The 7,415-nt window shown below is 71.6% G+C and carries 9 protein-coding genes; 7 read left to right on the forward strand and 2 right to left on the reverse strand.

Going from position 1 to position 7,415, the window contains the following annotated elements:
- The 6 genes from M3C17_RS18430 to M3C17_RS18455 all read left to right on the forward strand — a co-directional run.
- On the forward strand, positions 1–839 hold an 839-nt coding region (locus M3C17_RS18430; RefSeq protein WP_259979510.1), incomplete at its 5' end, for an ROK family protein.
- The gene (locus M3C17_RS18435) at positions 836–1,522 is read left to right on the forward strand and encodes an N-acetylmannosamine-6-phosphate 2-epimerase (RefSeq protein ID WP_259979511.1); all 687 of its coding nucleotides are present in this window, start codon (positions 836–838) and stop codon (positions 1,520–1,522) included. The genes M3C17_RS18430 and M3C17_RS18435, both read left to right, overlap by 4 nt.
- Positions 1,519–2,451: a DUF4862 family protein gene (locus M3C17_RS18440; protein ID WP_259979512.1), complete on the forward strand. Its 933-nt coding sequence runs from the start codon at positions 1,519–1,521 to the stop codon at positions 2,449–2,451. The genes M3C17_RS18435 and M3C17_RS18440 overlap by 4 nt, the downstream gene beginning before the upstream one ends.
- Positions 2,452–2,574: 123 nt before the next feature.
- Complete coding sequence (gene msrB / locus M3C17_RS18445) at positions 2,575–3,075, forward strand: peptide-methionine (R)-S-oxide reductase MsrB (protein ID WP_259979513.1); 501 nt, start codon at positions 2,575–2,577, stop codon at positions 3,073–3,075.
- Positions 3,072–3,617, forward strand: coding sequence for a peptide-methionine (S)-S-oxide reductase MsrA (gene msrA / locus M3C17_RS18450; RefSeq protein ID WP_259979514.1), 546 nt, complete (start codon positions 3,072–3,074; stop codon positions 3,615–3,617). The genes msrB and msrA overlap by 4 nt, the downstream gene beginning before the upstream one ends.
- 120 nt (positions 3,618–3,737) lie before the next feature.
- Entirely contained in the window at positions 3,738–4,934 is a 1,197-nt protein-coding gene (locus M3C17_RS18455; RefSeq protein WP_259979515.1) for an ROK family transcriptional regulator, read from the forward strand.
- Here the strand turns inward: M3C17_RS18455 and ctlX are convergent.
- Positions 4,889–5,863 (reverse strand): citrulline utilization hydrolase CtlX, encoded by a 975-nt coding sequence (ctlX, locus tag M3C17_RS18460; protein ID WP_259979516.1) that lies wholly within the window; start codon positions 5,861–5,863, stop codon positions 4,889–4,891. The two genes, M3C17_RS18455 and ctlX, sit on opposite strands and share 46 nt — an antisense overlap.
- Before the next feature lie 11 nt (positions 5,864–5,874).
- A complete protein-coding gene (locus M3C17_RS18465; protein WP_259979517.1) occupies positions 5,875–6,903 on the reverse strand; it encodes an ornithine cyclodeaminase in 1,029 nt (342 codons plus the stop codon).
- Positions 6,904–7,027: 124 nt separating this feature from the next.
- Here M3C17_RS18465 and M3C17_RS18470 point away from each other — a divergent pair.
- On the forward strand, positions 7,028–7,415 hold a 388-nt coding region (locus M3C17_RS18470; RefSeq protein ID WP_259979518.1), incomplete at its 3' end, for an Lrp/AsnC family transcriptional regulator.

The raw sequence follows: 7,415 nt of genomic DNA on the forward strand, positions 1-7,415 counted from the left end.
CCGCGACCCCGGCGGCGGACGGACCCGCAGCCGTGGTCGCGACCGTGGCGAGGCTCGCGGCGCTGCTGCTCCCGGAGGGGATGCACTTCGCCGGGGTCGGGATCGGCACGGCCGGTGTCGTCGACGCGGGCACCGGCACCATCGTCTCGGCGACCGACACGTTCGCGGACTGGCCGGGCACCCCGCTCGCCGCGCTCGTGCGCACCGCCCTGGGGTCGCGACTGCCGTCCGCCGCGCCGATCGCGGTGCAGAACGACGTGGACGCGCACGCCGCGGGCGAGTACCGGTTCGGTGCGGCCGCCGGCGCGTCCAGCGCCCTGATCGTCGCGGTCGGCACGGGGGTGGGCGCGGGGCTCATCCTCGATGGCAGGCCCGTCCGCGGTGCCCACCATGTGGCGGGCGAGATCGCGCACATGCCGACCCCGGGGGCCGCGCACCTGCGCTGCCCGTGCGGGCGCGTGGGACACCTGGAGGCGATCGGCTCCGGCATCGGCATGCACCGGCACTTCCTGGCGCTCGGCGGCGACCCCGTGATCGCCGACGCCCGGGGCATCGCCGCCGCCGCGACCGCGGGCGACGAGCTCGCCCTGCGCGCGCTCACCGAGTCCGCGGCGGCGGTCGGCCGCACCCTCGCGGGAGCGGCCACCCTGTTCGACCCGGACCGCATCGTGGTGACCGGGGGGGTGCCGAACATCGGCGACGCCTGGTGGGAGCCGATGCGCGCCGCCTTCCGCCGCGAGGTCATCGACGCGCTGCAGACCACACCGATCCTGCCGGGCGCGCTCGGCGACGACGCACCGCTGCGGGGAGCCGCCGCATCCGCCTGGAGGGACGCATGAGATCCACCGACGCCATCGACCGTCTGCGCGGCGGCCTGATCGTCTCGTGTCAGGCCTACCCCGGGGAGCCCATGCGCGACCCGCGCATCATGGCCCAGGTCGCCGCCGCGGCCCTGGTCGGCGGAGCAGCGGGCGTCCGCGTGCAGGGCCTCGACGACATCCGCGCGGTCGCCGACCTCCCGGTGCCCGTCGTGGGGCTGTGGAAGGACGGCGATGCCGACGTGTTCATCACACCGACGCTGGAGCACGCGAAGGCCGTGGCCGACGCGGGCGCCGACATCGTGGCGATCGACGGCACCCGCCGTCCCCGTCCGGACGGCCTCACCCTCGCGGAGACCGTGGCGGGCCTGCGCGCCCACACCGACGCGCTCATCATGGCCGACTGCGGATCCCTGGACGATGCCGTGGCCGCCGAGGCCGCGGGAGTCGACATCCTCGGCACCACGCTCTCCGGCTACACGGGCGAGCGGCCGAAGACCGCGGGACCCGACCTGGAGCTGATCGGCCTCGTCGCCGCCCGCTGCAGCCGCCCGATCATGGCAGAGGGGCGCATCCACCAGCCCGCGCACGCTGCCGCAGCCCTCCGCGCGGGGGCCTTCTCCGTCTGCGTGGGCACCGCGATCACGCATCCGTCCACGATCACGTCGTGGTTCGTCGAGGCCCTCGCGGGGGAGGACGCATGACCGCGCCGATCCTCGTGAGCGCGTATCCGCTCTCGCCCGCGCACGCGCAGTGGGATCCGGTGCTCGAGGCCGAGCTGCTGCCCGCGCTGTGCGCACTGCCGGGGGTCGCGGGGCTGGAGGTGCCGTGGATGGGCGGCCTGCACCCGCACGACGACGCCTGGTTCCTCGCGCACGTGCCGGCCGTGCGCCTCGCGGTCACCCCGGTCCCGTTCGTGATGCGCCGAGTGGGGGAGGACCCCCGCTACGGGCTGGCGTCGCCGGATGCCGAGGGGCGGGCGGCCGCGGTCGCCGACCTGCAGCGCGTAGCCGCCGACGTCGCACGCCTCACCGCGGAGAGCCCGGCCACGGTCGCCGTGGTCACACTGCACACGGCCCCGCGGGAGACGGGATCCGACGCGGCGCTCACCCGCTCCCTGGGCGAGCTCGCCACGCTCGACTGGTCGGGCGCCGTCCTCGCGATCGAGCACTGCGACGCGTTCGTCCCGGGGCAGCAGCCCGAGAAGGGGTTCCTTCCGCTCGACGCCGAGATCGCGGCGATCCGTGACGCGCAGGTCCCGGTCGGGCTGTGGTTGAACTGGGGGCGCTCCGCGATCGAGCTGCGCGATGCCGACGCCGTGACCGCGCAGATCGCCGACGCCGCGGGCTCCGGGCTGCTGACCGGGCTCGCGTTCTCCGGGGCCGCCGCGGCGGCCACCCCGTACGGCCCTCCGTGGATCGACGCGCACCTGCCCATCGCCGAGGCGCACCCGGAGTCGCAGTCGCTGCTCGACGCGGCACGGGTGGCCGACGCGCTCGCCGCGGCCGGTCCCGTGCCGTGGCTCGGGCTGAAGGCCGCCCGTCGCCCGGACGACCGCACCGTCGCGGAGGTGCTGCGCACGGCCGCCCGCAACCTCGACCTCGTGCGCGCCGCGGCCGAGTCCGCCGCCTGAGCCGGGCCCCATCCGACCGCGGAAACTCCCAGCCCGCTCCCAGCCCCGCGGGACCAAAACCGGGCCATGCGTGGTTCTCCTCTGTGACGCCGCAGCCAGCGGCGTCGGACAAAGGAGCAACGCATGTCGCACGACTACGGCAAGACGCCAGAGGCGGTCAGCGCCCTCACGAACCTGCAGTACGAGGTCACGCAGCAGGACGCCACGGAGCCGCCCTTCCGCAACGCCTACTGGAACACCCACGACGACGGCATCTACGTCGACGTGGTCTCCGGGCAGCCGCTGTTCTCCTCCCGGGACAAGTACGACAGCGGCACCGGCTGGCCCAGCTTCACCCGGCCGATCGACGAGGCCGCTGTCACGACGAAGACCGACCGCACGCTGTGGATGACCCGCACCGAGGCCAGGTCCACGGGCGCGGACAGCCACCTCGGCCACGTTTTCGACGACGGCCCCGCGGCGGAGGGCGGCCTCCGCTACTGCATGAACTCGGCGGCCCTCCGCTTCATCCCGGCTGACAGGCTGGAGGAGGAGGGGTACGGTCGCTACAGCCGCCTCTTCGCCGACGGCAGCACCCCCACCGACACCCCCGACACCGACGACAGCGCTGAGGAGCAGTCATGACCGACACCGGAACCATCACCCGCACCCCCGGGACCGAGACCGCCGTGCTCGCCGGCGGCTGCTTCTGGGGCATGGAGGACCTGATCCGCCGTCAGCCCGGGGTGCTCGACACCCGGGTCGGCTACACCGGCGGCGAGAACGACCATGCGACCTACCGGAACCACCCGGGTCACGCGGAGGCCGTGGAGATCGTGTTCGACCCGACGGCGACGACCTACCGCGACATCCTCGCGTTCTTCTTCCAGATCCACGACCCGTCGACGCTGAACCGGCAGGGCAACGACATCGGCTCGAGCTACCGCTCGGCGATCTTCCCGCTCACCCCCGAGCAGGAGCAGATCGCGCGGGACACGATCGCCGACGTGGACGCCTCCGGGCTGTGGCCGGCGAAGGCCGTGACCACGATCGAGCCGGCCGGTCCGTTCTGGCAGGCCGAGGAGGAGCACCAGGACTACCTGATCAAGTACCCGAACGGCTACACCTGCCACTTCCCGCGGGCGGGATGGGTGCTGCCGAAGCGCGAGGACGCCGCCGCGAGCTGACGCGCCTCTCGTTCTCCGTCCTCTCCCGGCCTCCGCGCTCGTCTCGGAGCCGGGGGAGGCGCTGCGGTCCCGCGGGTCCGGGATCGCCTGCCCTGCCCTGGACCTGAATAAAATGCGAGGATGAGCGAACCTCGCAGGAGCCTCGGGCTCGATGCCGGTGCCGTCGAGCTCCTGAAGATCCTCGCCGATCGCAAGCCCCGGACGAGGGCGGACGTCGCCGAACTCACCGGCGCCTCGCGATCGACCGTCTTCAACCGGATCGGCGCGCTGCAGAAGGCCGGCCTCGTCGTGAGCGTGGGTGAGGGCTCGTCGACGGGCGGGCGGCCTTCGACCCGGTTCGCGCTGAACGACCGGGCACGGACCGTGGGGGCGATGCACATCGGCTCGCGGCACTGCACGGTCGCCCTGGCCGACCTGGGCGGAGAGATCCTCGCCCACAACCGATTCGACATCGAACTCAGCGACGGACCGGACGCGGTCCTCGAACAGGCGGCCACGGCCCTCGAAGTCCTGATCGGCGAGCTCCCGAGCGATCACGGACCGATCGACGTCATCACCGTGGGGGTGTCCAGTCCGATCGATCCCGTGACCGGCCTGATCAACAACGTCAGTCCGATGCCCGGATGGTCCTCGTTCGCCCTGCAGCCGTGGATGCGGGCCCGCTTCACCGCCGAGATCCTCGTCGACAATGACGCCACGCTGATGGCCATCGGCGAGCAGGCCATCCACTACCCGGACGTCGCGGACCTGATGTTCGTGACGGTGTCGAACGGCATCGGCGTCGGTCTCATCCTCGCCGGAGCGCCCTACGCGGGGTCGCACGGGCTCGCCGGTGACATCGGTCATCTCCAGGTGCGGCGCCCCGATGCCGACGTGCCCTGTCACTGCGGCAACTCGGGCTGTCTCGTGGCCGTGTCCAGCACCGAGGCGATCCTGCGGGAGCTGAAGTCGCGCGGCGTCGCCGCCGAGAGCACGAGCGACCTGTTCACGCTGGTCCGCGACGGCGATGTGACCACGGCTCAGGTGCTCCGCCGGGCGGGCCGCGACCTCGGCGACGTCATGACGGCGTGCATCACGCTCCTCAACCCGACCGTGCTCGTGATCGGCGGCTCGCTCGCTTTCGCCGGTGACCACCTCCTCGCCGGCATCCGCGAGATGCTCTACGCACGATCGATCCCGCACATCACCGAGGGGCTGTCCATCGCACGGACCCGCACGGAGCGCGGCGCCAGCATCACCGGTGCCGTCATCCACGGCGCGCGCTGGAGCCTTCAGGAGGACAACATCGTCCGACTGCTCGTGGAGACCCCCGCGTAGACCTCCGCGTCACGTCGGGGCTCCAGGTGCACCCCCGCGATCATGCACCTCATGGATCCCCCCGCGAGCTCGACGGTCGGAAGGGGGAGGGAGAGCACCTGGCAGCTCTCCTCGATCGTGGCCAGTTGCGCCGACGACAGGCTGCGGTGTGCGCGCTGCGACATCGCGAGGAGAGGCCCGGAACGGCCCTGGACCTCGAGCGCGTTGGCCGCGAAGTCCCGGATCTGCGGTGCGGAGAGCGGGATGACCGCACGGCCGCCGTCCGCGAGGCGCGCGGCCACCTCCCGTCGCCGCGCGTGGTCACGGATGCGATCGAGACCGACCAGCGCGAACCTGCTGGCGACGCACATCATCACGTTCGTGTGGTAGATCGCGATGCCGTGCTCGTCGACCGCCTCGAAGACGACAGGCTCGTAGCCGAAGTCGCCGCAGAACCGCTGCAGCGCCTCGGGATCGGCGCGATGCGACAGGGAGACGTAGGCGACGCGCCGGTCGTGGTCGAGCACCATCGCCCCGGTGCCCTCGAGGAAGAGCCCGTCGTCCTCCAGGCTCGAGTAGTCGACGACGCGCTGCACGTCGTAACGCTCTCGCAGCAGGTCCAGCACATCGGTGCGCCGTTCGCCTCGGCGGCTGGGGGCGAACAGGGGATAGACGGCGACGCTTCCGTCGGCATGAGTGGACAGCCAGTTGTTCGGGAACACGCTGTCGGGTCGCGTCGGGTCGTCGTCGTCGAAGAGGTGGACCGTGACGCCCGCCGCCTCCAGGGCGTCCGCGACCGCCGTGACCTCGTCCCTGGCGCGGCGCGCGACCTCGTCGGGATCGGCCGTGGGGGCGATCGTCTGGAAGGTGTTGTCCACCGCGGTCTCGGGGTTCGGGCGGAACCGTCGGGGACGGATGAGGATCACCGAGGAGGGCGCCTGCATCGACATCGAGGACACTGCTAGCCGACCGGCGACAGGGAGCCGACCAGACCGAAGAGGTCCTTGGGGTCGTCGGGTTCCGGCACGAGATCGAGCACGTCGAAGAACGACGTCCCGCGCACGGCCTGCTCCACGAATCGCAGGGCCGAGAAGTCCTCGATGGCGAAGCCCACCGAGTCGAACAGCGTGATCTGGGATGTCGACGACCGACCCGGCGCGAGGCCCTGCACCACCTGCCACAGTTCCGTGACGGGGAAGTCGGCGGACACCTGCTGGATCTCGCCCTCGATGCGCGTCTGAGGGGCGTACTCCACGAAGACGTCCGCGGACGTCAGGATCGCGGGGTCGAGCTCGGTCTTGCCAGGGCAGTCCCCGCCGACGGCGTTCAGGTGCATCCCCGGCTCGATCGCATCGGCGTGCAGGACGGTCGCCCTGGCCTTGTCCGCGGTGCAGGTCGTGACGATGTCCGCGCCGCGCACCGCGTCCTCCGCGGAGCTCGCGGCCGTGACGGTGAACCCGAGGGGCTCGAGGTTGCGGCTCAGCTTCTGCATGGCTCCCGGGTCGACGTCCCAGACGGCGAGCTCGTGGATCCCCAGTGACGACCGGAAGGCGAGCGCCTGGAACTCCGACTGGCTGCCGGCGCCGATGAGTGCCATCCGCCGCGAGTCGGGTCGTGCCAGATGGCGAGCGGCCATGGCCGAGGTCGCCGCGGTGCGCAGCGCCGTCAGGACCGTCATCTCGGCCATGAACACCGGATAGCCGTTGTGCACGTCGGCCAGGGTCCCGAAGGCGGCGACCGTCTGGAAGCCGCGCCCGGGGTTGAACGGATGGCCGTTCACGTACTTGAACGCGTAGAGCTCCTGATCGCTCGTCGGCATCAGCTCGATGACGCCGAACGGCGTGTGGCTCGCCAGTCGCGGCACCTTGTCGAACGCGGCCCAGCGACGGAAGTCGTCCTCGATGTACTGCGTCATCCCCGCGATGATCTGCTCGGCACCTGTGTCTGCGACCCAGCGCACCATGTTGCCGACGTCGACGAATCTGGTCATATCAAGCGACCTCCTTCTCTGCTTTCCACGCTAGGGACCGACGATCTGCAATCACAATGTGTTGTGTGCTCACATTCCGCAGGAGAATCGTGCAGATCGAGACCTCGAGCTATACCATGTGCACATGGCGACGCTGACCGACCTCGACCGGCAACTCCTGGCGGCTTTGCGCGTCGACGGCCGCGCCCCGATAGCGGAGCTCGCTCGGAGCCTCGGGGTCTCGCGGGCCACCGTGACGAGCCGGCTCGATCGGCTCGTGGAGGCGGGGGTCATCATCGGCTTCTCCGTGCGCATCCGCGACGACCGCGACGACGAGGCCGTGCGCGCTGTCGCTCTGATCGAGGTCGAGGGACGCTCGACCGACGACGTCATCCGCAAGCTCCGCGGCTATCCGGAGGTCGAAGCCCTGCACTCCACCAACGGCGCCTGGGATCTCGTCGCCGAGCTGCGCACCGACAGCCTCGCCGGCTTCGACCGGTTCCTCGGCCGGCTGCGATCGATCGAGGGCGTCC

Source organism: Microbacterium sp. p3-SID336, from assembly GCF_025143365.1.
Lineage (GTDB): Bacteria > Actinomycetota > Actinomycetes > Actinomycetales > Microbacteriaceae > Microbacterium.